This is a genomic window from Kineococcus endophyticus (assembly GCF_040796495.1).
In the GTDB taxonomy this organism is placed as follows: Bacteria; Actinomycetota; Actinomycetes; order Actinomycetales; family Kineococcaceae; genus Kineococcus; species Kineococcus endophyticus.
The window spans coordinates 141,390-164,404 of the sequence record NZ_JBFNQN010000001.1 but is presented as its reverse complement, the minus strand read 5'-3'; the positions used below and the strand labels follow the sequence as shown (position 1 = coordinate 164,404).

Genomic DNA, 23,015 nt, shown 5'->3' with positions numbered 1-23,015 from the left:
CCGGCACCCTACGGCAGGAGCACCCCGGCGTCGTCGAGGCGCAGCCGACCGCCGACGCCGACGTCCACGGCGCCCGGGACGCCGAGACGGCGGGCGTGGGCGACGAAGGCGGGACCGGGCGCGGTGAACCGGTCCCCCATCGTCCGCCCCAGGGCGACCGGGTGCAGGGTCCCCCAGTGCACGGGCAGGCTGTGCGCGGGCCGGGTCCGGGCCACGAGCTCGGCCGCCTGCCGCGGGTCGAGGTGGTGGGGGCCCAGGGTGTGCCCCCAGCCCCCCACAGGCACGAGCGCGAGGTCGGGCGCGCGCCCGCCCGCGCCGAGGACCGCGTCGGAACCCTCGAACTCGCCGGTGTCACCGATGGCCCACAGCAGCAGGTCGTCCGGCTCGCGCACGGGGAACGCGTCGGGCACGCGGACGAGGTGCTCGACGGCGACGGCGTCGACGGGGGCGCGGCTGACCCCGCTGCCCGTGCGGTGACCGGCGTGGTGGGCCGGGAGCGCGGTGACGGCGACCGGCTGGTCGCGCACGCGCACCTCCCGGGTCTGCCCGATCCCGACCTCGACGACCTGGATGGCGGACCGGCCCAGCCGCCAGCGCACCCAGTCCGAGGACCCGGGCGGGGTGACGAGGACGGCCGGGCGCAGCCGCCGCAGCGACGGCAGGTCGAGGTGGTCGTGGTGCAGGTGGGAGACCAGCGCGAGGTCGCACCCCGCCGACGCCGCCGCTGACGGGGTGCGCGGCCGGCGTCGCAGGTGCGCCAGGCCCCGGCGCAGCACCGGGTCTGTGACCACCCGCAGCGCCCCTCGTGGGGTCCGCACGTCGACCGTCACCGTCGAGTGCCCCAGCCACGTCACGTCGACAGCCACCGACGCCTCCTCCCCTGGTGCTTCATCCTCGTCACGGCCGGAGCCCGACCTGCTGCATCCAGCGCACGAGCTGGTCGTGCACGGTGGCGGCGCCCACGAGCGGCGCCTCGCCCGGGACCGTGCGGTCGCGCAGGTCCTCGTCGACCTTCCAGTCCGACGGGTGCACGAGGACGGCCTCGGTCTGCCACCCGCCCAGGCCCCCGTGCGAGCCGACCTGCTCCTCGAACGCGTGGACCTCGCCGGTCACCGCGTCGACGCTCGAATGCACGAAGAGGGCCGGCGCCGTGCGGAAGCGCATGACGCGCAGCAGGTCCACGGCCGCCCGCGGGCCCAGGACCGCGAGCGGGTCGGTGCCGGTGACCTCGCCGGAGACCAGGTGCCGCTCACCCGCCGGGCCGCGCACGACCACCTCCGCGCCCCGGTGGCCGGCGACGAAGCCGATGCCCGGCGTCGCGAGCAGTCCCGGGATCAGCGCGGGCCAGCGCGCCTGGAGCGCGTCGAGGTCGAGGCGACCGGACGGGGCCTCGGGCACGGACAGCAGGGCGGTGCAGCCCGAGGTGGCGACGACCACCGCGTCGTGGACGGGCGCGGGTTCGTCCTCGTGCCGGGCGCTGACGCGTTCGGAGCGCGCCGAGGTCCCGAACTCGCGGACGAGGACGTCGACGCGGCCCCGCATCTCCTCCCCGGCCGCGGTGGTCACGACGGGGTGGGTGTCCCCCGGCGCGCCCTCGTGCCCCGGCCCGGGCCCGTCGAGCAGGTCGGTGACGAGGTCCTGCAGACGCCGGCCGCTGACCTGGGCGAACGTGGGCCCCTGGGCCTGCCCGTGGTCGGAGACGACGACGACCCGGTACTCGCGCGGCGCGACGTCGGCGACGTCGGCGAGGGTCTGCAGGACGCGGTCGATGCCGGCCAGGGCGTCCAGGGACTCCGCGCGCGCCACCCCGGCGTGGTGGGCGACCTCGTCGTAGTCGAGGAAGTCGACGAAGACGACGGGACGGCCGTCCACGAGCGCCTGGGCGACGAGGGAGACGTTGAGGTCGCGCAGCAGGGCGTTCGTCAGGGCCCGCAGCAGGACGTACCAGCCGCGCCGCGGGATGCGCGGTTCGATGCGGCGCACCCGCTGCTGCCACCCCTGGTAGAGCTCCTTGACGATCTCGCCGAGGGTGAGGATGAGGCTGCGCAGCAACAGGAACGGGCGGGCGACGTAGCGCAGGTAGGGCCGCCCCGACCCCCCGGTCCGCGAGGTCGAGACGACGAGGTGGGCGTGGGCGGCCTCACCGGAGAACAGGTTGCCGATGCTCGCCCCGTCGCCGGCCAGCAGGCCCGTGCGGCCGGCCGCGTGCGCCGCCTCCCGCACCCGGCGCTCGATGACGGCGGCGTCGGCGGGGCGGTTGGCGACCAGGACGCGGCGCAGCTCGGGGTCCCACCAGCGGAAGGCCGGGATCTCCTCGGTGCTGCCGTGCAGCAGGCCGGCCTGGCTCGCGGGGGTCGTCGACGGCAGCTGCGCGCGCCACCCCTCGGCCAGGTGGCTGCCCTGACGCAGCCAGCGCGCGATCGTCGTCAGCGTCCCGGAGTGCAAGCCGAACTGCAGCAACGGCATCGACAGGCCGTCGACCTGTACGACGAGCAACCCCGGCGGGCGCCCGTCCCCAGGGCGGCGGGTGCGGTGCCGCAACAGACCGCGCACCACCCAGCGGCTGTCGTTGGACCCCACGAGCCAGCGGACCACGACGCCCACGAGCCCGGTCCAGAAGTACACCTGCCACAGGGCGTTGAAGGAGTTCAGGTCCAGGCCGGGGACCGCCGTCAGTGCGGTGTGCAGCAGGAGCAGCTGGACCGTGACGCCGAGGACGACGGTGACGAGCGGGCCGAGGACGGTGACGAGCGGACCGAGCAGCGGGCGCACGAGCAGGTCGCCGACCGCGAGGACGGCCGCGGAGGCCAGCAGCCAGAACGGCGAGGAGACCTGGACGCCGGCCACCAGGTGCACGCTGATCCACAGCGCGAACGCCGTGGGCAGCAGCGACAGCAGCAGGTCCCGCGTGTCGCGGGCGGTGAAGGCGAACCAGGAACGCACGGACGGCGGGCCGGGTCAGCCGGTCAGAACCCGAGGCGCTGCAGCTGCTTGGGGTCGCGCTGCCAGTCCTTGGCGACCTTGACGCGCAGGTCGAGGTGGACGCGGGTGCCGAGCAGGGCCTCGATCTGGCGGCGGGCGCGCGTCCCGACGTCCTTGAGCCGGGAACCGCCCTTGCCGATGACGATGCCCTTCTGCGAGTCGCGCTCGACGTAGAGCCAGACGAACACGGTGAGGACGCCGTTGTCGCCCTCGGCCATCTCCTCCACGACGACGGCCAGGGAGTGCGGCAGTTCGTCGCGGACGCCCTCGAGCGCCGCCTCGCGGACGAGCTCGGCGACCATGACCGTCTCGGGTTCGTCGGTGAGTTCACCGTCGGGGTAGAGCCGGGGTCCCTCGGGCAGGTGCGAGAGCAGGACGTCGGCGACGGTGTCGACCTGCTCGCCGGTGAGGGCGGAGGCGGGCACGACGTCGGAGAACCCTCCGAGCACCTCGTCGCCCATCGCGGACACGGCCAGCAGCTGCTCGGCCACCTGCTGCTTGGACGCCTTGTCCGTCTTGGTGACGAGCGCGACCTTCGTCGAGCGGGGCACGGCGGCGAGGGCGTCGGCGATGAACCGGTCGCCGGGGCCGATCTTCTCGTCGGCCGGGATCGTCAGGGCGACCACGTCGACCTCGGCGAGCGTCTCGTGGACGAGGTCGTTGAGCCGCTGGCCGAGCAGCGTCCGCGGGCGGTGCAGCCCGGGGGTGTCGACCAGGACGAGCTGGGCATCGGGGCGGTGGACGATCCCGCGGACGGTGTGGCGGGTCGTCTGCGGCCGCGAGCTCGTGATCGCGACCTTCTGGCCCACGAGCGCGTTCGTCAGCGTCGACTTGCCCGCGTTGGGCCGGCCGACGAAGCACGCGAAACCCGAACGGTGCGGGGTGTTCTGCTCAGTCATGTTCTCGCCCTCCGGCGCGGTCGTCGACCAGTTCTGGATCGGGTTCGGGAAGGCGGTGGACGAGCACCGTCCGCACCTGGTTGCGCCGGCCCTCGCGTCCGTCGGCCTCCAGCCGCAGGCCGTGCACCTCGGCGACGGCGCCGGGGACGAGGACCTCGCCGAGCGTCTTGGCGAGCAGACCGCCGACGGTGTCGACGTCGTCGTCCTCGATCTCGCGCTCGAACAGTTCCCCGAGGTCCTCCACGTGCAGGCGGGAGGAGACGCGGAAACCCCCGTCCGGCAACGACTCCACCTCGGGGCGGCCGCGGTCGTACTCGTCGGAGATCTCGCCCACGATCTCCTCGATGATGTCCTCGATCGTCACGAGACCGGCGGTGCCGCCGTACTCGTCGACGACGACCGCCACGTGGACGTTGTCGCGCTGCATCTGCCGCATGAGGTCGTCGACCGGCAGGCTGTCGGGGACGAAGACCGCCGGGCGGGCGACCTCCTCGACGCGGACCGCGCGGGCCCCCGTCGGGTCGACGTGGAACCGGCGGGCGATGTCCTTGAGGTAGACGACGCCCAGCACCTCGTCGGCGTCGTCGCCCACGACCGGCATCCGCGAGAACCCCGAGCGCAGGAACAGGGCCTCCGCCTCGTGCAGACCGGTGCCGCGCCGGGTGGTGACGACGTCGGTGCGCGGCACCATGACCTCGCGGGCCAGGGTGTCGCCCAGCTCGAAGACCGAGTGGATCATGCGGTGCTCGCCGGCCTCGATGACCGACGTCTCCCCCGCCAGCTCGACGATCTCCCGCAGCTCGGCCTCGGAACCGAACGGGCCGTGGCGCAGGCCCCGGCCGGGGGTGACGGCGTTGCCGACGGCGACCAGGGCCCGCGCCACCGGCCCGAGGACCGTCGTGAGCGGGGCGAGGACGGGAGCCGCGAGCAGGCCGACCGTCTCGGCGTGCAGGCGGCCCAGGGTGCGGGGGCCGACACCGACGAGGACGAAGTCGAGGGCGGACATCCCGAGGCCGGCCAGGAGCAGGACGAGGAACCAGGAGTCGACCCAGCTCGCCACGACCACCGTGACGCACACCGCCGCGAGGGTCTCGAAGACGACGCGCAGGAGGGTGCAGACCGCGATGACGGGTGAGGCGGTCTCGAGCACCCGCGCCAGCGCGGGAGCGCCGCGCCGACCGTCCTCGACGAGGTCGCGGGCCCGGCGCCGCGAGGTGCCCGCGATGGCGGACTCGGCGGCGGCGATGAGCCCGGCGGCCACGACGAGGACCAGGGCCAGCACGAGCAGCGGCCCGGCGGGGGCTCCCACGTCAGTCGCCCGAGGGCAGCGCGCGGTGCCCGACCGTGGGGGTCGGGTCGCCCGGACGACCGATGCGGGCCAGGAAGCCCAGCACGAGCCGGCGCTGCAGCGTGAACATCTCGCGTTCCTCGTCCGGTTCGGCGTGGTCGTAGCCGAGCAGGTGCAGGATCCCGTGCGTCACCAGGAGGAGGACCTCGTCGGCGGTCGCGTGCCCCGACGCCTTGGCCTGGGCGGCGGCGACCTCCGGGCACACGACGATGTCGCCGAGCAGCCCCGGCTCGCTCGTCCCGCCCTCGCGGCCCGGCCGCAGCTGGTCCATGGGGAAGGACATGACGTCGGTCGGGCCCTCCTCGTCCATCCACTGCACGTGCAGCCGGGACATGGCGTCGACGTCGACCATGAGGACGGACAGCTCGGCGAGCGGGTGGACCCGCATCTCGTCGAGCACGTAGCGGGCCAGGTGCGACACCTCGACGGTGTCCACCCCGCGACCGGCTGCGAAGGAGCTCTCGTCGACGACCTCGATGCTCACGCGCTCACCGCTTCCGGGCGCTGTGCGGGGCGGTGACCCGCGGGCGGGCCTCCTCCCAGCGTCCGTAGGCGTCGACGATCTCGCCGACCAGCCGGTGCCGGACGACGTCGCTGGAGGTCAGGCGCGAGAAGTGGACGTCCTCGATGCCCTCGAGGATGTCCCGCACGACACGCAGGCCGGACTCGGTGCCCGAGGGCAGGTCGACCTGCGTGACGTCGCCCGTCACCACGATCTTGGAGCCGAACCCGAGGCGGGTCAGGAACATCTTCATCTGCTCGGGCGAGGTGTTCTGGGCCTCGTCGAGGATGATGAAGGCGTCGTTGAGGGTGCGGCCGCGCATGTAGGCCAGCGGCGCGACCTCGATCGTCCCGGCCGCCATGAGCCGCGGGATCGAGTCGGGGTCGAGCATGTCGTGCAGGGCGTCGTACAGCGGCCGCAGGTACGGGTCGATCTTGTCGGTGAGCGTGCCGGGCAGGAAGCCGAGCCGCTCCCCCGCCTCGACGGCCGGCCGCGTCAGGACGATGCGGTTGACCTGCTTGGCCTGCAGGGCCTGCACCGCCTTGGCCATGGCCAGGTACGTCTTGCCCGTGCCCGCCGGGCCGATGCCGAAGACCACCGTGTGGGAGTCGATGGCGTCGACGTAGTGCTTCTGGTTGACCGTCTTGGGACGGATCGTCCGGCCGCGGCTGGACAGGATGTTCATCGTCAGCACGTCGGCCGGGCGGTCGTCGGCCGTGCCGGCGGCCTGGGCGCGCAGCATGGCGACGGAGCGCTCGACGGCGTCGGGCGAGAGCGGCTGACCGCTGCGCAGGACGGCGGTCATCTGGTCCACGAGCCGCTCGAGGAGGGCGACCTCGCCCGGGGCACCCGTGACGGTGATCTCGTTCCCGCGCACGAGCACGTCGGTGCGCGTGAAGGCGCGCTCGAGGACGCGGAGCAGCTCGTCACGAGCGCCGAGGAGGCCCACCATCGGCACCTCGGGCGGCACGACGATCACGTGCCGCGACTGCGCCGGGGGTTCGGGAGTGGTGTCGGTGCTGGCCATGATCGCCCCGAGGGGCCGTTCGCCTCCGTGCTGAGAGGGTGCGGTGGGTCCGCGCTGTCGGGTCGATCCTAACGAGCGGTGCGCGTGGGGGCTCGCGCGTTCACCGCCGGCGCACCCGCTCCTGCAGGCGCAGGGCGTCGTGCGGGGCGTGGCCGCGGGCGTCGTTGTCGAAGTGGACGCGCACGTCGGCCACCTCCGACCACGCCAGCACGCGCTCGGCCCAGGCGTCGAGGGCGGCGCCGGAGTACCGGCTCGCGTACAGCTCGGTGTCCCCGTGGAGTCGTACGTGGACGAGGTCGGACGTGACGGCCTCGAAGCGGGGCCAGCGACCGGCGGAGTCCGCGACCACCAGACCCACGCCGTGCGCCCGCAGGACGGCCAACGCCTCTGGCGTGCCGAACGAGGGGTGCCGCGGCTCGAGCGTGTGCCGGAGCCGCCGGCCCGCGAGCCCCTTCGGCGCCCGCGTCACCGCCCGGTCCTGCGTGAGCTTGCCGTCGTGCCGACGGGCCAGCGCGGCGGCCTCCCCCACCGTCCGGGGAAGCTGCCGCAGGAACCCGTCGAGGAGGTCGGCGTCGAACACGGCCGTCTCGGGCAGCTGCCACAGCACCGTACCGAGTCGGTCGCGCAGCTCCAGCAGCCCCGAGGCGAAGAAGTTCGCCAGTCCGGTCTCGACCCCACGCAGTCGCTTGAGGTGCGTGATGAAGCGGCCACCCTTGACGGTGAACTCCGCGGCGGGGTCGGCGGCGGCCTCCGCCGTCTCACGCCACGACCGGTAGGAACTCGGTCGCTGCAGCGAGTAGAAGGACCCGTTGACCTCGACCGTCCCGAACCGTTCCGCGGCGTACGCCAGCTCGGCCCGGTGCGGCAGACCGTGGGGGTAGAAGTCGCCCCGCCAGTGCGGGTACGCCCACCCCGAGATCCCGACCAGCACCTCACCCATGGACACCTCCGACGGGGACGTACCCGTCGTGGACCGCCCCACGCCGTCGTGCGGTCGGGGGTGGACCCGAGGGCAGGGTGGGATGCCCCAGGACCGGGGGTGGTTCTCTCCGGTACCGGTGCCCAGTTCTCGTGGTGAGTGTCGTCCTGCCCCGGTCGTCGCTGGTGGTGCTGAACCCAGGCAGGTCCTTGGTGTAGTTGCACGAGCGGCACAACCCCTGCCCGTTCGCGATGCTGGTGGTTCCCCCACGGGACCAGGGGGTGACGTGGTCGACGTGCCGGATCGGCGCCTCGCACCACGGGGTCGCACACCGCTGATCGCGTCGTCTCAGGAAGCGGGCCAGGGCCGGTGGGAACAGCCGGGACTTCGCGTCCATCGCGACCAGCTCGTCGGTCCCTGGCCTGCAGTACAACCGCCGGACCCAGGTCCGCTCCCTCTCGGCGGCGTCCAGAACCATCTCCCGCGCCTGCTGCGCGGGGATCGGGCCGCCGTCGATGCCCTCGCACCAGACCCGCGCCGAGGTGGTCCCCTCCCGCAGCAGTGCCGCCTCGTCCATGACCAGCTCCACGGTGACCGGGACCTGCCCGGTGATGCTGCCGGTGACGATCTCGGTGCCGGTGACGCGGGCGAACAGGACGTCGTACATCGCCTGGTCCTCGGTCCGCTGGTCACTCGGGTCAGCGCGCAACTGCTCGGTGGCCGCGTGGCGCAAGGTGGTGAGCAGGGTGAGGTTGGCGGCCGAGGTGCCCACGGCGGTGAAGAACGTCATGTGGTCGGCGCCGGGGCGGACGGTGCATCGGCGAGTGCCCTCGGCTCGACGGTTCCTCTCGACCGCAGCGGCCGGGTCGGCGGCGTCGGCCAGGGCGCGGGCGGCGCCGGCCAGGTAGCGGTGCCCGACGCCGGGTCGGCGGTACTCCCGCCGCATCCGCGCATCGATGAGGGCGCGGTCGGCGGCGCCGACGTGGGACGTGGCGCTGACGACGTCACGGGCGGCGCGTTCGGTGATGAACCCCTCGGCCAGCGCGGCCAAGGTGATGGGCATGTCCTGGACCAGCACGGCCGCGGCCGCGACGAGTGCGGTGCCGGTGGAGGGGGACACCTGCCGGGCCAGGGCGATCTCGCGGGTGGTGGCGCTGTCCCCGCCGGCGCGTCCGGTCATGAGCTGGGCGTAGCGGGCGGTGGCCTGGACCTGGCGGGCCAGCAGGGCGCGGACCTGGCGTTCGGTGTCGGTGACGACGTCGATGAGCTGCGCGGGAGTCATCTGCTCCAGGGGTGCAGCCGTCGGTGTCATGGCGTGAGAGTACGCCAGGGCCGCGGCGCAGGCAAGGCTGGACACGTTGTGCTGCAACGGGTCTCGTAGACCCAGCCTGCCCCGTCCCAGTCGTACCAGCCGCCTCCGACATCGAGAACGGGTTGTCCCCAGGCCCCCCTCCCGCCACGATGCACCGGTGCAGCCGCTGCGGAACCGGACAGCCGTCCTGGGGACCGGGGAGGTTCCGTGGGACTCCCCCGTCATCCCCAGCGACGACCCAGGACTGCGCGGGGACGGGTTCTTCGAAACCCTCCTCGTCCACGGGGGCCCCCCGCCGCGCATCGTGCGACTGCGGGAGCACCTGGACCGGTTCGAGCGGTCAGCGGCCGCGTTCGCCCTCACCCTGGACCGCACCGCGTGGGAACACCTCGTCGCGGGGATCACCGACGACGTCCCCGCCGGCGCCGAGGCGGTCCTCCGGCTCACGGCGTCGGCAGGCACGTGCACCGCCACTCTCCGCCCGGTACCGCAGAGCGTCCGCGAGGGCCGGGACGGCGTCCACGTCGTGAGCCTCGCCCGTGGCACGAGCACGACCCCCGACGCGCCGTGGTTGTTGGCCGCGGCCAAGACGTCGTCGTACGCCGTGAACTCCGCCGCCCTGCGCGAGGCGCGACGCCGCGGAGCCGACGACGCGCTGTTCCTCGACGCCACCGGCGAGGTCCTGGAGGCCCCGACGGCGAACCTGCTGTGGCGCGCCGACGGACGCTGGTGGACCCCGCCGCAGGCAGGGCGGAACGTGCTCCCCGGCACGACCCTGGCCGCCGTGGCCGCGCAGTTCGACGTCCACGAGACGTCCTGCCGTCCTGAGGACCTGCAGCGGTCCGACGGCGCCTGGTTGTTGTCGAGCCTGCGGGGCGCCGCCCCCGTCCGTTCGCTCGACGGCTCCCCCCTGCCCGTCGACGAGTCCCTCACCACGGTCCTGGCCCGCACCGCACTGGAACCCTGAGCCCTTCACCGGGAGTTCCTCGGGAGGGAACCCGGACGTCACCTGCACCGAGGACCGTTCCGCGGGTGCCGAACCCCCTCACCCCTCCGTTCTCCCGACGCTCCCTCCTCGCCGCCGGCGGTACCGGCCTGCTGGCCCCCACGCTGGTGCGCAGCGGCGCCCCGCGACTGACCCACGGCGTGCAGTCCGGGGACGTCACCGCGGACACGGCGACGATCTGGACCCGCTCGGACCGGCCGGCCCGGATGTTCGTCCAGGTCTCCCCGACCGGGAGGTTCGGCCGCGACTGCCGCACGTACCGCGGTCCCCTGCTGACGTCGGCCGGCGACTTCACCGGCCGGCTCGACGTCACGGGGCTCCCGTCGGGAGCGGACGTCCCCTACCGCGTCGTCCTCGGCGCCCCCGACGCCCACCGCCCCGACGGCGCGTCGCAGGAGGGTTTCCTCCGCACCGCGCCGGGCCCCGGGGACCACCGCCGCATCCGGTTCCTCTGGAGCGGGGACCAGGCCGGCCAGGGCTGGGGGCGCAACCCCGACCTCGGCGGTTTCCCGATCTACCGGGCGATGGCCGCGCGGGACGCGGACTTCTTCCTGCACTCCGGCGACACGATCTACGCCGACGGGCCCATCACCGGGGACGTGACGCTGCCGGACGGCCGCATCTACCGCAACGTCGTGACGGAGGCGAAGTCGCACGTCGCGCAGACGCTCGACGACTTCCGCGGCGCGTTCAAGTACAACCTCGAGGACGACGCCTACCGCGCGTTCTTCTCCCGTGTGCCGCAGGTGAACCAGTGGGACGACCACGAGGTCCACAACAACTGGTACCCGCACGAGGTCCTCGAGGACCCCGCGTACCAGGAGAAGCGCATCGACGTCCTGTGGGCGCGCGGGGAGCAGGCCTGGCGCGAGTTCGTCCCGGTCTCGCACCGCCGGACGGGCGACGTCTACGGGAAGTTCGCCTTCGGTCCCCTGCTCGACGTGTTCGTGCTCGACATGCGCTCCGACCGCGACCCCAACCCGTGGGGGTGGGCCGGCGGCGGGATCCGGCCCGACGGCGGGATCCTCGGGACGGAGCAGGCGCGCTGGCTCGTCGAGGCCATGGCCGCCTCGACCGCGCACTGGAAGGTCGTGCAGGCCGACATGCCGATCGGCCTCGTCGTCCCCGACGCGGCCTCGAACGGGATCGAGGCCGTGGCGCAGGGCGATCCAGGCGTTCCGCGCGGGCGCGAGCAGCAGATCGCCTGGATCCTGCGTGAGCTCAAGCACCGCGGTGTGCGCAACCACGTCTGGCTGACGGCCGACGTGCACTACACCGCGGCGCACCACTACCACCCCGAGCGCGCGGCGTTCACCGAGTTCGACCCGTTCTGGGAGTTCGTGTCCGGACCGCTGCACGCGGGGTCCTTCGGCCCGAACGCCCTCGACGCGACGTTCGGCCCGCAGGTCGTCTTCCAGGCCGTGCCCCCGCGGGCGAACACCTCCCCGCTGGAGGGTTCGCAGTTCTTCGGCGAGGTCGAGATCGATCCCGACTCCCGGGCGTTGACGGTGACCCTGCGGGACATCGCCGGGAAGTCGCTGTGGAGCCGGGCCCTCACCCCGGCCTGACGACGCCGTCGACGAGGCGGCGCAGGCCCGCCTGCACGTCCTCGTCCGGCAGCGAGCGCAGGTGCTCGACGAGGTCGCTGCGGACCGCGGCGAGCAGGGCGTGGGCGAGGAACTCCCGGTCACCGGGGACCTCGGCGAGCAGCTCGACGAGGGTGGTGTGCCACCGGTCGTACCCGGCGGTCGCGTAGGGACTGCCCTCCCCCGCCCGTTCCAGCGCGAGCCCGAGGACGCGGTGCTCTCGCTTGAACCGCCAGGTGCGCAGGAGGAGGTCGAGCACCCGCTCGCGGGACGTCGATCCCGCGGGCGGGTTCTCGGCGTCGAAGCGGGCGAGGGTCTCGTCCCACAGTTCGCGCACGAGGGCGCGGCGGTCGCCGAAACCGCGGAACACCGTCCCCTTGCCGACCCCCGCCGCCACGGCCACGGCGTCCATCGACACCTCGTCGGGATCCCCCGCGGCGGCGAAGAGCCGCGCCGCCGCCGCGAGGACGGTCTCGCGGTTGCGGGCCTTGTCGACGCGCACCGACGCACCTCCCGGATTGAAAGCGGACCGACAGTCCGCTACGTTGGAGGAAACGGACCGATGGTCCGCACTCTACCCGGGAGGACCCGATGACTGAGGACCGAACCCCGGGCGACGTCGTCCACGCCGCCTTCGAGGCCCTGCTCGCCCACGACACCGACGCCTTCACCGACCTCTTCGCCGACGACGCCGTCATGGAGTTCCCCTTCGCCCCCGCCGACCGTCCGCAGCGGCTCGAGGGCCGGGACGCCGTGGTCGGGTACATGGCCGGCTACCCCGACCTCCTCGACGTGCAGCGCATCCACGACGTGGTGCTGCACCAGGGTGTCGACCCGACCGACCTCGTCGCGGAGTTCTCCGCGAGCGGGACGGTCGTCGCCACGCGCGAGCCCTACACGGCCCGCTACGTCGCCGTCCTGACGATCGAGCAGGGACGCATCCGGAACTACCGGGACTACTGGAACCCCGTCGCGTTCGCCGACGTCCCGGTCGGCGTGGGGAGCCGCGCGTGAGCACCCTCGTCCTCGGCGCCAGCGGGACGGTCGGGCGGCGGATCGCCGCCGGGCTCGAGCGGCGCGGCGTCACCGCGCGCCGCGCGAGCCGCGGTCGCGGCGGCGACGTGCCCTTCGACTGGAACGACCCCGCCACCCACGACCTCGCCCTGCGCGGCGTCGACGCGGTGCACGTCATGGCCCCGCCCGGCGACGCCACCCCCGAGCACGTCGTCCTGCCGTTCCTCGAGCGCGCCGCGGCGGCCGGGGTCCGGCGCGCCACGCTGCTGAGCGCCTCGTCGATCCCCGACGCCGCAGCGGGTCCGGGACTGGTGGCCGCCCGGCTGCGCGACCACCTCCCGGAGGGCACGGTGCTGCGGCCGACGTGGTTCGCGAGCAACGTCACCGACGACCACGCGCACGCCGACTCGGTGCGCCGGGACGACGAGGTCGTCACGGCCACCGCCGACGGCCGGGTGCCGTTCATCGACCCCGACGACATCGCGGCGGTCGCGGTGAGCGTCCTCACGAGCCCGACCCCGCCCGAGGCGGCCCTCGTGCTGACCGGCCCGGAACCCCTGTCCTTCGACGAGGTGGCCGCGGAACTCTCCCGGTTCACCGGCCGCACGATCGTCCACCGCCGCGTCGACGAGGCCGGGCTCGCCCGGCGCTGGGCGGCCACGGGGATGCCGGCCGCCTTCGCGGGCGTGCTCGCGGCGATGGACACGGCCATCGCGGCGGGCTCGGAGGACCGCACGACCACCGACGTCGAGCGGACGACGGGCCGTCCGCCGCGGACGTTCCGGGAGTTCCTGGCCACCCGCGACCCCCGCACCCTGCGCCGGCCGGACGGGGTCAGCCCACGACCCGCGTCGTGAGCGCCGCCAAGGGTGCCCGCAACTTCAGGAGAACCTCCGCGACCTCCGCGTCGGGGTCGGAGTCGAGGACCACGGCGCCACCGGCCCCGACGTGCCACTCCTCGCCGACCCTTACCGCGGTGCGGATGACGACGGAGAGGTCGGCCGCCCCCGTGAGGGAGAACCAGCCGAGCGTTCCCGAGTAGACCCCCCGCGGGCGCTGCTCGAGGGCGTCGACGATCTCGGTCGTCCGCAGCTTCGGCGCCCCCGTCATCGACCCCGGCGGGAAGCACGCGCGCAGGCAGTCGACGGCGGAGACGTCGGGGCGCAAGCGTCCCCGGACGGTCGTCACCAGCTGGTGCACGGTCGCCAGCGTCTCCGTCGCCATGAGGTGCGGGACGGTGACGGACCCCGGGACGCAGACCCGACCGAGGTCGTTGCGCAGCAGGTCGACGACCATGAGGTTCTCCGCGCGCGTCTTCGGGTCGGTCTGCAGCGCAGCGGGATCGGTGTCGACCGGAGCCGTCCCCTTGATGGGCCGGGTCTCGACGGACCCGTCCTGCCCCACCCGCAGGAACCGCTCGGGGGAACTGCCGACGACCTCGACCCCGCCGGTGCGCAGGTACGCCGCGTACGGGGCGGGGTTCGTCCGCCGCAACCGCCGGTACGCCGCGAACCCCGCGTCCGGGCCCGGTCCGACGGGGACCCGCGCCCGGGTGGTGAGGCAGACCTCGTAGCTCTCCCCGGCGCGCAACTGCTCCTGCGCGCGGACGACGTCGTCGCGGTAGCGCTCCGGGGCGGTGTCGAGGACGACCGGCAGGTCCGGAGCGGGCGCGGGCTCACCGAGGGGCGCGAGACCGTCGAGCGCGGCGATCGTCTCCGCGATCCACGACGGTTCCCGGTCCTCGTCCCCGGCCCCCTCCGACAGCGCGCACACCCACGTCGCGTCCTCGTCGTGGTCGAGCGCCAAGAACCGGTCGACGAACACCCACCGGTTCGCGGGGGTTCCCGGGTCCCGCGACCCGTCGTGCGGGACCGGGAAACCGCACTCGTCCTTCGCCTCGTACCCGGCCCAGCCGACGTGGCCGCCCGCGAACTCGAAGGGCACGTCCTGCGCCCCGTCGACCCCGACACCGGCCAACCGCGCGGACACCGCCGCGATCGACGCCTCGACCGGGCCCGTCAGCGGGCCGAGGAACGAGAACCGGCCCGACCCCGCGCCGCGGCTCGCCGAGTCCAGCCAGAACGCGTCCTCGCCGCCGAGCACCCCCGCCACGACCGCCTCCGCGTCCACGACGCCCTGCACCCGGCGGCTGTGCAACGTGTACCGCCGCGGGTGACCGAACCGTCGGCACCAGCGGACGAAGTTCTCCACGATCAGCGCACCCGAGGGGCTGGCCACCGACTCCGGGTGGAACTGCACCCCGACCTGGGGCCTGTCCCGGTGCCGCAACGCCATGAGCACGCCGTCCTGCGCCCACGCCAGGGGTTCCAGGACGTCTGGCAGGGGTTCGGCCACCCGGAACGAGTGGTACCGGGTGGCGTCGAACCCTTGCGGCAGTCCGGCCAGGACCGACCCGCCCGTGTGCCGGACGCGGTCGACGAAACCGTGCCGCGGCTGCGGGGCGGCGTCCACGACGGCACCGGCCGCGAGCGCGATCCCCTGCATCCCCAGGCAGACCCCGAGGACGGGCACCTGCGCCCGCGCCAGCACGTCCGCGGACAGGGCGAAGTCGCGGGGGTTCGCGGGGTGCCCCGGCCCCGGCGAGACGACGACGCCGGCGAAACCCTGCAGGTCCAGCTCCCCCGGTGCCACGTCGTCGTCGCTCACCACGACCGGGTCGGTGCCCGAGGCCACGGCCAGCAGCTGCACCAGGTTGTGGGTGTAGGAGTCGTGGTTGTCCACGACGAGCCAGCGCACGGGCCGATCCTCCCAGAACGCGGGGCCGTCTCAGCCCTTGCGCAGGTCCCGCGCGAGCTCGGCCTGCGCGACGACCTCGGCCAGACCAGCACCCGTCGACGCCGTCACGACGGCAGCGACGGCCCCCTCGACGAACGGGGCGTCGACGAGGGCGACGGCCGCCACGTCGGGCAGGTCGGCCAGCACGGTCCGCGCGGTGAGCACGGCGCTGCCGAGGTCCACGAGCACCGCGACCTCCTCGCCCGCGTCCAGCCCCGCCCCGACGGCCGCCTCGAGCGCGTCGGCGTCGGTCCCGAGGCGCCCGTCCGCCGTCCCGCCCACCGGCACCACGGTGGCCGTGGACGCCATCTGGCCCGCGAGGTCCGCGACCCCGCGCGCCACGTCCGCGCTGTGCGACAGGAGCACGACCCGCACGCTCACGACGCATCCTCCGTGAGGGCGGCGATCAGCAGCGCGATCGAGGCGGCGCCCGGGTCCCGCTGCCCGATGCCCCGCTCGCCGAGGTAGCTCGCCCGCCCCTTGCGGGCCACGAGCTCGTCGGTGGACGCGGCCCCACGCGCCGCCGCGTCGGCGGCCTCCTGCGCGGACCCGCCCGCCTCCAGCGCCTCGACGGCCGGGGCCAGGGCGTCCACGAGGGTCGCGTCGCCGACGTGCGCACCGCCGAGCGCGACCACGGCGTCGAGCCCGGCCCGCAGCGCCGCCGCGAACGCCGGCCCGTCCGCGGACTCCGCGTCCCCCAGCGCCTTGCCCGTGCGGCGCAGCAGGGTCCCCAAGAGCGGGCCGCTGGCGCCGCCCACGGTGCTGACCAGCGTGGACCCCGCCTTGACCAGAGCGGCCCCCGGCGTCGCCGGCTCGGCGGCGTCGAGCGCGGCGAGGACGGCGTGCATCCCGCGCTGCAGGTTGACGCCGTGGTCGGAGTCCCCGATGGGCCGGTCGAGGTCGGTGAGGTCCGAGGCGTGGGTGTCGACGGCGGTCGCGAAGCGCTGCAACCAGTCCCGGACCCCGGCGGCGGTGAGCGCGGGGCTCACGCGCCCCACCGCAGCGCGGGCGTACGGACGGGGGCGTCCCACAGCTGCAGCAGCTGCGGGGTCGCGCGGCACACGCTCACCATGCTCCCGGCCATCTCCAGGCTCGTCACGTGGTTGCCGACGAGGGCGCGGCCGATGCGGGCGCCGCGTGCGGTGAGCTCCGTGACGACGTCGCCCGCGAGCACCTGCAGCTCCAGCAACGGGGTCCCGCCCATCCCGTTGACCAGGAGCAGCAGTTCCTCGCCGTCCAGCGGCATGTCGTCGGCGATCGCGGCGACCGACGTGCGCGCCACCTCGCGCGCCACCCCCGTCGCCGGGACGGGTACCCGGCGCCGGCCCGGTTCGCCGTGGATCCCGATGCCGAGTTCCATCTCCCCCGGCTCCAGGTCGAACCCCGGACGGTCCGAACCCGGTGTCGTGCAGGGGCTGAGCGCGACGCCGAAGCTGCGGCTGCGGCTGACGACGTCCCGGCCCAGGGCCGCGAGCTCGGCCAGCGCCATGCCCTCCTCGGCCGCGGCGCCCAGCACCTTCTCGACGAACAGCGTCCCCCCGGTGCCCCGACGGCCGGCGGTGTAGAGGCTGTCGGTGACGGCGACGTCGTCGTCGACCAGGACCGTCTCGACGGCGATGTCCTCGTCGTCGGCGAGCTCGGCCGCCATCTGGAAGTTCAGGACGTCGCCCGTGTAGTTCTTCACGACGTGCACGACCCCGCCGCCGCTCGAGGCGGCCGTCGTCGCGGCCAGCACCTGGTCGGGCACGGGTGAGGTGAAGACGGCCCCGCACGCCGCGGCGTCGAGCATCCCGAGTCCCACGAAACCCGCGTGCAGGGGTTCGTGCCCCGACCCGCCGCCGGAGACGAGCCCGACCTTGCCGGGCCGGTGGTCCCCGGAGTGGTCGTGGTTGCGGGAGACGACGTGGTGCTCGAGGTCGACGGTCAGTTCGGGGTGGACCGCCGCCAGCCCGCGCAGCGCGTCGGTGACGGCGTCGGCGGGGTCGTCGAGCAGCTTCGTGGGGACGTGCATGGGAGCTCCTTCGCCCGGGGGCGCCCAAGCTATCCCTCCGCGGCGAAGTCCGGAACCGCCCCCCGCGCGTGCTCGACGCGCCCCGCCGGTTCCTCCCACTCCTCCTGCCGGCCCAGGGCCGTCATGTCGAGGAACGCGTAGGCGCCGCCGAGCTGCTCGGTGCCGCGGGCGAACGTCGAGTAGGTGTGGAACACCCGCCCGGAGTCGGCCAGGAAGCAGCTGTAGCCGGGCTGCTCCGACGGCCCGGCCTCGGCCTGCTCGACCACCCACTCCTGCCCCGCTGCGCGCAGTTCCCCGGCGTCCCGGTAGTTCCACAGCACCGGGGCGACCGAGGTGTCGAGCGTGACGTGGAAGTCGTGGTTGAACGTGCTGCCGAGGGAACTCACCCAGTCGAACCGGTACCCGCGGTCGGCGGCGACCTCGGCGATCCGCTCGTAGGGGGCGCGCGAGACGGCGACGAAGCTCGTGCGCCGCGCGTGCAGGTGCCCGAGCAGCCCCTCGCTGAGCTCGGCGAGCGCGGCCGAGCACGACGGGCAGGGCGCCTCCCAGTCGGGGCCGAACATGACGTGCTGGACGACGAGCTGCTCCCGGCCGGCGAACAGGTCCGCCAGGCCCACCTCGCCGTCCGGTCCGGTGAACCGGTACGGCTCGGTGACCTCCACCATCGGCAGCCGGCGACGGTCGGCGTTCAGGGCGTCCCGGGCGCGGGTCGCCTCCTTCTCACGCGCCAGCAGCTCGGTGCGGGCACGGAGCCACTCGGTGCGGGTCGTGATCTCGGGCAGGGTCACGGGACCCCCTCCTCGTCTCGTCCTGGTCGGGTGCTGACGAGGAGGTGACCGGCGCGGGCGGCGGAACTCATCGCTCGCGCGAGGTCGGGGGGTCAATCGCTGACGACCGTCCGGTCCACGGGTTCGGGGTCGGCGGGCTGCACGCTGAGGCTGGGGAAGTCGGCCAGGGGGCCGGACTCGGACTGGTCCCAGTCGTCGAACGTCAGCCCGCTCTGCAGGTAGACGACGAGCAGCCGCGCGAGGGCGACGAGACCGTCGACGTGGGCGCGTTCGTGGCCGTGGCTGGAGTCCAGCCCGAACCCCAGGAGCGCGTGCCGGGCCTCGATGCCGGCCTCCAGCGCGGGGGCGGCGTCGGAGCGGTAGTGCCGGTAGACGTCGCGGACGGCGGGGATGTCGTGGTCGCGGGCCAGGCCGTGCAGGCGACGGGACAGGTGGTAGTCGAAGGGGCCGGTCATGTCGAGCATCGCGACGCTGGCCAGCTCCTCGCGGGAGTTCTGGCCCTCGGCGACGACGGCGTTGTCCACCGCGACGAGCTCGGCCACGTCCGGGGCCAGGCCGTGGGTCGCGCCGAACCCGACCTCCTCCCCGATCGTCACGAGGAACTGCGCGCTCACGGCCAGGGGCAGGTCGGCGTCCTTGAGGGCCTTGAGCGCCGCGAGGCAGGCCGCGAGCCCCGCCTTGTCGTCGAGGTGGCGCGACTTCACGTAGCCGCCGCGGGTCAGCTGCGGGGCCGCGTCCAGGGCCACGAAGTCGCCGACCTCGATGCCGAGCGCCCGCACGTCGTCGGCGGAGGACACCGGTTCGTCGATGCGGACCTCGACGTACGGCCAGCCGACGCCCTGGGTGTCGATCTCGTCGCCGAAGGTGTGACCGCTGCTCTTCAGCGGCAGCACCGTGCCCGTGTACACGCGGTCGTGGTCGTCGGTGAAGACCGTGACGTGCGCGCCCTCGGAGAAGCGGGCGCTGTGGCTGCCGACGGGCACGACCTCGAGCCGACCGGACGCCTTCACCTGCTTGACCATGAGCCCGATGGTGTCGGCGTGCACAATGACGGCCCGCCGGACCTTCTCGGTCCGCCCGTGCAGGGTCGCGCGCAGGATCCCCCGGCGCGTCAGGTCGAACGGCAGCCCCAAGGCGGCGATGTGGTCCCCGACGGCCTGCATGACCGCGTCGGTGCGGCCCGAGGGGCTGGGGATCCGGAGCATCTCCATGAGGGTGCTCGTGAGGTACTCGACGTCGATCGGGGCGTCGACGACCGACGGACTGGGGGCGCTGGTGCGGGTCTGGCTGCTCATCACGGGCGATGCTCTCAGGAGTCGGGAGAAGATGCCCCGGTGGACCTCGCGGACGTGCTCGACGACCTCTACGGCTCGCCACCGGCGGAGTTCACCGCGACCCGGGACGCCTACGCACGGCAGGCGAAGGCGGAGGGCGACCGGGACCTCGCCGCCCGCATCGCCGGCCTGAAGAAGCCGCCGGTGCCGGCGTGGGCGGTGAACCTGCTCGTCCGCGAGCGCGGCGAGGACGTCGAGCAGCTCCTCCAGCTCGGTGCCTCGATGCGGGAGGCGACGGCCTCGCTCGCCGGTCCGGAGCTGCGCGAGCTGAGCGTGCAGCAGCACAAGGTCCTGGACGCGATGCGGGTGCAGGCGGGACGGCTCACGCAGGAGGCGGGGGTCCGGCTGTCCCTCGACGTGGGCGAGAAGGTCGTCGCGACCCTGCGCGCCGCCATGAGCGATCCCGCGGCGGCGGACGCCGTCAGGACGGCGACGCTGGTCCGGACGCTGGAGTCGACGGGGTTCGACGACGTCGACGTGGAGGGCGCGACGGCCGGCGACGCGGCCCCGCGGTCGGTCCCGGCCACGGCCCCCCGGAGCCCCGCGAAGGGGGCGACGAAGACGGCGACGAAGAAGGCGACGGCGGGGAAGGCCGCCCCGCGCGACGAGCTGCGCGCCCGTCGGGAGGAGAAGGCGGCGCGCGAGGCCGAGCGGGAACGGGCCGAGGTCGAACGGCGCGAGCGCGAGCTGGCCGAGCTGCGGGCGGCCGTGGAGGAGGCCGGCGACGCGCTCGACGACGCCCGCGACGAGGCGTCGGCGGCCGACGCGGACCTCGCGTCGGCGCAGCGGCGGCAGGAGGACCTCGACCGCCGCCGGGAGGACCTCCAGGCCCGGCTCGACGCCGTCACCGAGCAGCTCCAGAGCGCCCGGGACTCGGTGCGGACGGCCGAGCGGACGGCCCACACGGCCCGCGAGCGCGTCGGGCACGCCGAGCGCGAGCTCGCGGACCTGCGGGACCGGCTGCCGGACTGAGGCTGCGGGGTGACGCTGCTCTACCGCTGGTCGACGGGACACACCCAGGCGACCCGGCCGGCGAGCGTCCAGCTCTTCACGGGCGACCCGCAGCGTCGGCACGTCGGGCGCTTGTAGACCCACCGCTCGTCCGGGGCCGAGGCGTCGGAGACGACCTGCCCGGCCTCGAGCCCGAGGCGCAGGTGCACGACGGCGAGGTCCCACAGCAGCGCGGCCTCCTCGACCGTGACGCGACGCGTGGGGTCGATGCCGGCGAGGAAGAGCAGTTCCGCGCGCCAGGCGTTGCCGATCCCGGCCCACAGCGACTGGTCGAGCAGGGCGGCGCCCACGGCGGCGCGCGAGGCCGCGAGACGTTCGGCGGCCTCCTCCCGCCCCGCCTCCCCCACTCTCAGGGGATCCGGTCCGAGGCCCGCGATGAGCTCGTCGCGGGCGGCGGCGTCCAGCCCCTCGCAGCGGCTCGGCGCGATGAGGGAGAACGCGTCCCGCTCCCCCGCCAGCCGCATCCGCGTCCCGCCGCGGGCGGGCAGTGTGAGGTCGTCGGTGCGCAGGAAGAACCCCTTGAGCCCCAGGTGCACGTGCACGTCGGGGGCGTCGTCGAAGGCGTAGAGCAGGTGCTTGCCCCACGCCTGGACGTCCTGCAGGAGGTGGCCGTCGAAGGGGGCGGCGTCGAACCTCCCCTGCGGGCTCGTGACCGACAGCACCTGTCCGGCGAGCGCCTCGCGCTGGTCGCGGGCGTGCCGGTGCAGGGCGTGTGCCTCGGGCACCGCGCTACCCCTGGTCCGGGGTGCCGGGCTGGCGGCGGGTCTCGGGGAACAGCAGGTCGAGGAACCGCTGGGCGGTCGGGCGCGGCGAGTGGTTCGCCAGCCCAGGGCGCTCGTTGGCCTCGATGACGACGTGGTCGGGTCCGGAGACGTCCGGGACGAGGAAGTCCAGGCCCGTGACGGGGATCCCGATGGCCCGGCTCGCGGCGACGGCCGCGTCGAGGAGGTCCGGGTGCAGGTCGTCGGTGACGTCGTCGATCGTGCCGCCGGTGTGCAGGTTCGCCGTGCGGCGCACCTCCAGGCGTTGCCCGCGCGGCAGGACGTCGTCCAGCGCGTAGCCGGCGTCCCGGACCACGGCCTCCGTGGTGGCGTCGAGCGGGATGCTGGACTCCCCGCCCGTCGCGGCCTGGCGCCGGCGGCTCTGCGCGCCGACGAGGGTGCGGATGTCGTCGGTGCCCGTGCCGATGACGGCGGCGGGCCGGCGCACGGCCGCGGCGACGACCTCGTGGTCGATGACGACGATCCGCAGGTCCTGCCCGGCGACGAGTTCCTCGACGAGGACGTCCGGGCAGTGCGCCGCCGCCTCCGCGACGGCCTCGCGGAGTTCGTCCCCACCGCGCACGCCGACGGTGATGCCCTTGCCCTGCTCCCCGCGCGCGGGTTTCACGACGACGGGCCCGGTCTCGTCGACCAGCCGTTCGCACGCGGCCAGGCCCGCGCTGTCCCGCAACGGGTCCTGGGCCAGCTCGACAGCCCGCGGGACGCGGACACCGCGGCCCGCGAGCAGGCGGCGGGTGACGCGCTTGTCGTCGCAGCGGGACATCGCGACGGCGCTCGTGAGTTCGGAGAGGGATTCGCGCGTCAGCAGCGACCTGCCCGCGTACGTCAACCGCATCTCCCCGCTCGGCGCGTCGGTGACCTCGACCCGCACCCCGCGGCGCAGCGCCTCGTCGGCGATGATGCGGGCGTAGGGGTTGAGGTCGCCGAGCCCCTCGGGCTGGGGGGAGAACAACGGCCGGTTGATGGGGTTCTTGCGCTTGACGACCACGGGCGCGGCGGGCCGGAAACCCAACCGGCGGTACAGGGTGATGGCGCCGGCGTTGTCGTGCATGACCGACAGGTCGAGGATCGCCCGGCCGCGGGCGACGTAGCGCTCGGCCAGGACCCGCACGAGGGCCTCCCCCGTGCCCCGCGGGGCGACCTGCGGGTCGCTCGCCAGGCACCACAGGCTCGCCCCCTGGTCGGGGTCGCCGAAGGCGAGGACGTGGTCGACGCCGGTGACGGTTCCCACGACCGCGCCCGTCCGGGTGTCCTCGGCCACGAGGTAGGTGAACGTCCGCGTCCGGTGGTTCGCCCACATGACGTCCACGTCGGAGACGACCATCCCGCAGGCCGCGTAGATGCGGTTCACCTCGTCGAGCTCGGCGCGCTCGCGGACCATCCGGACGAACACGTCGGGATTGCGGTCCTTGGGTGCCCGGTACCGGGCCAGGGGCAGCCGGAACGTGATCGAGGGGTCCATGAACAACTCGTGCGGGGCCAGGCCGACGAGCACCTGCGGCTCGCGCACGTACATGGCGATGTCCCGCTCGCCGGTCTCCTCGGCGCGCAGGGCGTCCACGACGTCGCGCTGGTCGGAGAAGGTCTGCCCGAACACGAGCCGGCCCCAGCCCATGTCGAGGACGACGTCGCGCGTCATGTCCTCGGTGAACCACTGCGGGGGTCGCTGCCAGGTGCGGCTGGAGATGGTCGGGACGT

The 23,015-nt window shown here is 74.3% G+C and carries 22 protein-coding genes; 5 read left to right on the top strand and 17 right to left on the bottom strand.

The features are described from left to right. Nucleotides 1-8: 8 nt before the first annotated feature. The 8 genes from AB1207_RS00740 to AB1207_RS00705 form a co-directional block, all read right to left on the bottom strand. Nucleotides 9-866 carry an MBL fold metallo-hydrolase gene (locus tag AB1207_RS00740; RefSeq protein ID WP_367635861.1) on the bottom strand — a complete coding sequence of 286 codons (858 nt, stop codon included), beginning with the start codon at nt 864-866 and terminating at the stop codon, nt 9-11. Between the two features lie 31 nt (nt 867-897). Beyond that, complete coding sequence (locus AB1207_RS00735; RefSeq protein WP_367635860.1) at nt 898-2,943, bottom strand: alkaline phosphatase family protein; 2,046 nt, start codon at nt 2,941-2,943, stop codon at nt 898-900. 23 nt (nt 2,944-2,966) lie between these two features. Then, the gene (gene era / locus AB1207_RS00730) at nt 2,967-3,881 is read right to left on the bottom strand and encodes a GTPase Era (RefSeq protein WP_367635859.1); all 915 of its coding nucleotides are present in this window, start codon (nt 3,879-3,881) and stop codon (nt 2,967-2,969) included. Next, the gene (locus AB1207_RS00725; RefSeq protein ID WP_367635858.1) at nt 3,874-5,190 is read right to left on the bottom strand and encodes a hemolysin family protein; all 1,317 of its coding nucleotides are present in this window, start codon (nt 5,188-5,190) and stop codon (nt 3,874-3,876) included. The genes era and AB1207_RS00725 overlap by 8 nt, the downstream gene beginning before the upstream one ends. Nucleotide 5,191: 1 nt before the next feature. Then, nucleotides 5,192-5,713 carry an rRNA maturation RNase YbeY gene (ybeY, locus tag AB1207_RS00720; protein ID WP_367635857.1) on the bottom strand — a complete coding sequence of 174 codons (522 nt, stop codon included), beginning with the start codon at nt 5,711-5,713 and terminating at the stop codon, nt 5,192-5,194. A 4-nt stretch (nt 5,714-5,717) separates the two neighbouring features. Then, the gene (locus tag AB1207_RS00715) at nt 5,718-6,758 is read right to left on the bottom strand and encodes a PhoH family protein (protein ID WP_367635856.1); all 1,041 of its coding nucleotides are present in this window, start codon (nt 6,756-6,758) and stop codon (nt 5,718-5,720) included. A 100-nt stretch (nt 6,759-6,858) separates the two neighbouring features. Further along, nucleotides 6,859-7,698 carry a DUF72 domain-containing protein gene (locus tag AB1207_RS00710; protein ID WP_367635855.1) on the bottom strand — a complete coding sequence of 280 codons (840 nt, stop codon included), beginning with the start codon at nt 7,696-7,698 and terminating at the stop codon, nt 6,859-6,861. Next, a complete protein-coding gene (locus tag AB1207_RS00705) occupies nt 7,691-8,989 on the bottom strand; it encodes an HNH endonuclease (protein WP_367635854.1) in 1,299 nt (432 codons plus the stop codon). Before AB1207_RS00705 ends, AB1207_RS00710 begins: the two co-directional genes overlap by 8 nt. Before the next feature lie 157 nt (nt 8,990-9,146). Here AB1207_RS00705 and AB1207_RS00700 point away from each other — a divergent pair, with 157 nt between their 5' ends. Then, nucleotides 9,147-9,956: an aminotransferase class IV gene (locus AB1207_RS00700; RefSeq protein ID WP_367635853.1), complete on the top strand. Its 810-nt coding sequence runs from the start codon at nt 9,147-9,149 to the stop codon at nt 9,954-9,956. A 65-nt stretch (nt 9,957-10,021) separates the two neighbouring features. Further along, complete coding sequence (locus AB1207_RS00695; RefSeq protein WP_367635852.1) at nt 10,022-11,563, top strand: alkaline phosphatase D family protein; 1,542 nt, start codon at nt 10,022-10,024, stop codon at nt 11,561-11,563. Here the strand turns inward: AB1207_RS00695 and AB1207_RS00690 are convergent. Then, the gene (locus tag AB1207_RS00690; protein WP_367635851.1) at nt 11,550-12,083 is read right to left on the bottom strand and encodes a TetR/AcrR family transcriptional regulator; all 534 of its coding nucleotides are present in this window, start codon (nt 12,081-12,083) and stop codon (nt 11,550-11,552) included. The two genes, AB1207_RS00695 and AB1207_RS00690, sit on opposite strands and share 14 nt — an antisense overlap. A gap of 89 nt (nt 12,084-12,172) precedes the next feature. On the opposite strand from AB1207_RS00690, the gene AB1207_RS00685 reads away from it, so the two are divergent. Both AB1207_RS00685 and AB1207_RS00680 read left to right on the top strand, forming a co-directional pair. After that, entirely contained in the window at nt 12,173-12,595 is a 423-nt protein-coding gene (locus tag AB1207_RS00685; RefSeq protein WP_367635850.1) for a nuclear transport factor 2 family protein, read from the top strand. Continuing rightward, nucleotides 12,592-13,452 carry a Rossmann-fold NAD(P)-binding domain-containing protein gene (locus tag AB1207_RS00680; RefSeq protein ID WP_367635849.1) on the top strand — a complete coding sequence of 287 codons (861 nt, stop codon included), beginning with the start codon at nt 12,592-12,594 and terminating at the stop codon, nt 13,450-13,452. Before AB1207_RS00685 ends, AB1207_RS00680 begins: the two co-directional genes overlap by 4 nt. On the opposite strand, the gene AB1207_RS00675 is transcribed toward AB1207_RS00680, so the two are convergent. The 6 genes from AB1207_RS00675 to AB1207_RS00650 form a co-directional block, all read right to left on the bottom strand. Then, nucleotides 13,430-15,352 (bottom strand): chorismate-binding protein, encoded by a 1,923-nt coding sequence (locus tag AB1207_RS00675; protein WP_367635848.1) that lies wholly within the window; start codon nt 15,350-15,352, stop codon nt 13,430-13,432. The two genes, AB1207_RS00680 and AB1207_RS00675, sit on opposite strands and share 23 nt — an antisense overlap. Before the next feature lie 30 nt (nt 15,353-15,382). Beyond that, nucleotides 15,383-15,772: a dihydroxyacetone kinase phosphoryl donor subunit DhaM gene (dhaM, locus tag AB1207_RS00670; protein ID WP_367635847.1), complete on the bottom strand. Its 390-nt coding sequence runs from the start codon at nt 15,770-15,772 to the stop codon at nt 15,383-15,385. Next, the gene (dhaL, locus tag AB1207_RS00665) at nt 15,769-16,389 is read right to left on the bottom strand and encodes a dihydroxyacetone kinase subunit DhaL (protein ID WP_437178836.1); all 621 of its coding nucleotides are present in this window, start codon (nt 16,387-16,389) and stop codon (nt 15,769-15,771) included. The genes dhaM and dhaL overlap by 4 nt, the downstream gene beginning before the upstream one ends. Beyond that, nucleotides 16,377-17,402, bottom strand: a complete 1,026-nt coding sequence (gene dhaK, locus AB1207_RS00660) for a dihydroxyacetone kinase subunit DhaK (protein WP_367635845.1) — start codon at nt 17,400-17,402, stop codon at nt 16,377-16,379. The genes dhaL and dhaK overlap by 13 nt, the downstream gene beginning before the upstream one ends. Nucleotides 17,403-17,431: 29 nt before the next feature. Further along, nucleotides 17,432-18,190 carry a DUF899 domain-containing protein gene (locus AB1207_RS00655; RefSeq protein ID WP_367635844.1) on the bottom strand — a complete coding sequence of 253 codons (759 nt, stop codon included), beginning with the start codon at nt 18,188-18,190 and terminating at the stop codon, nt 17,432-17,434. Between the two features lie 92 nt (nt 18,191-18,282). Then, nucleotides 18,283-19,485 carry an osmoprotectant NAGGN system M42 family peptidase gene (locus AB1207_RS00650; protein ID WP_367635843.1) on the bottom strand — a complete coding sequence of 401 codons (1,203 nt, stop codon included), beginning with the start codon at nt 19,483-19,485 and terminating at the stop codon, nt 18,283-18,285. Nucleotides 19,486-19,524: 39 nt separating this feature from the next. Here AB1207_RS00650 and AB1207_RS00645 point away from each other — a divergent pair, with 39 nt between their 5' ends. Continuing rightward, the gene (locus AB1207_RS00645; RefSeq protein WP_367635842.1) at nt 19,525-20,496 is read left to right on the top strand and encodes a hypothetical protein; all 972 of its coding nucleotides are present in this window, start codon (nt 19,525-19,527) and stop codon (nt 20,494-20,496) included. Nucleotides 20,497-20,516: 20 nt separating this feature from the next. Here the strand turns inward: AB1207_RS00645 and AB1207_RS00640 are convergent, their stop codons facing one another. Together AB1207_RS00640 and ngg are read right to left on the bottom strand one after the other, a co-directional pair. Beyond that, nucleotides 20,517-21,260, bottom strand: coding sequence for a DNA-formamidopyrimidine glycosylase family protein (locus AB1207_RS00640; protein WP_367635841.1), 744 nt, complete (start codon nt 21,258-21,260; stop codon nt 20,517-20,519). A 4-nt stretch (nt 21,261-21,264) separates the two neighbouring features. After that, nucleotides 21,265-23,004 carry an N-acetylglutaminylglutamine synthetase gene (gene ngg / locus AB1207_RS00635; protein WP_367636137.1) on the bottom strand — a complete coding sequence of 580 codons (1,740 nt, stop codon included), beginning with the start codon at nt 23,002-23,004 and terminating at the stop codon, nt 21,265-21,267. Nucleotides 23,005-23,015 lie beyond the last annotated feature (11 nt).